Source organism: Acinetobacter sp. AR2-3, assembly GCF_001878775.1.
Taxonomy (GTDB): Bacteria; Pseudomonadota; Gammaproteobacteria; order Pseudomonadales; family Moraxellaceae; genus Acinetobacter; species Acinetobacter lwoffii_D.
Genome location: NZ_MJIQ01000107.1, coordinates 1 through 1197, shown reverse-complemented (window position 1 = coordinate 1197; position 1197 = coordinate 1). Strand labels below are relative to the sequence as shown.

The following is a 1197-nucleotide window of genomic DNA, read 5'->3' as shown; positions in this document are numbered from 1 at the left end:
TGAATACTCTATGCAATTGTAGCTTTTATCTTTATAGCGCACCGGCGACGCGCGAGATCTACACGCGTAAGATCGTCGGCAGCGTCAGATGTGTATAAGAGACAGGACGAGATTAACCCATAAAAAAAATACCGCGCAATTTTAGCCGATTCAGACCGCTATCGCATCAAAAGAATTTATTTTCATGAAAATGTCTTATTAGTTTCATTTTCATTTTTTATTTAGGGCGTGTCATCAATTAAGCCATATCATGATTGAGGCAAGGTAGATCGCTGACAGGAAGTTTTGAGCCAATTTATCATAGCGCGTAGCAATACCTCGATACTGCTTGAGCTTGGCGAAGAAGTTCTCGATCAGATGTCTTGCCTTATAAAGATGTTGGTCATAATCACGCTGATCAATCGCGTTACTTTTGGACGGCATCACGATCTGGCCATTGATCTTATGGATTGGATCAATCACCCTATCCTTGGAATTGTAAGCTTTATCCATGAGCCAAGTCTGACTTAACGATAAGTCCAGCAGCACATCAGCACCATTTAAGTCATGAGCCTGCCCGGCAGTGAGATAAAATCCTGTTGGGTTGCCTAAAGCATCAGTACGGGCATGAATTTTGGTACTTAAGCCACCTTTACTGCGTCCGATCGCCTGTTCTTTTTTTTCCGGCACTGTGTTGATGAGCGCGCACAATGGTTGAGTCTAGCATGGCATATTCATTGTCACTTTCATGTGATAGCACTTCAAAAACTCTCTGCCATACGCCTGCTTTAGCCCAACGGCTAAAGCGAGTGTGCACGACTCTAAAATCACCAAAGCGTTCTGGTAAGTCTCGCCACGGAATACCTGAACGATACCGATACAATACTGCTTCAACAAATAGCCTGTTGTCTTTGGCAGTTACTCCAACAGTACTCGCTCGTCCGGGTAACAGATCCTTAATCTGTTCCCACTGATCATCTCTTAATGCATAGCGTTTAGTCATGAAAAAATAATGAGGACAGGTTAGATTTTCTCAAGCTAATTGATGACAGACCCTAGTTCTGTCTCTTATACACATCTGACGCTGCCGACGATCTTACGCGTGTAGATCTCGGTGGTTGCCGTAGCGTTTAATCAAACAAAAATCAGTAAGGGACACATAATAAACGCTGACGGAACAGATCGCTGAATTATACGATCCACACAGCGATACAGGAA

At 43.4% G+C, this 1197-nt stretch carries 1 pseudogene; it reads right to left on the bottom strand.

What is annotated here, in order from left to right:
- Nucleotides 1-234 precede the first annotated feature (234 nt).
- A pseudogene (locus BFN00_RS15725) lies at nt 235-982 on the bottom strand (IS5 family transposase).
- Nucleotides 983-1197 lie beyond the last annotated feature (215 nt).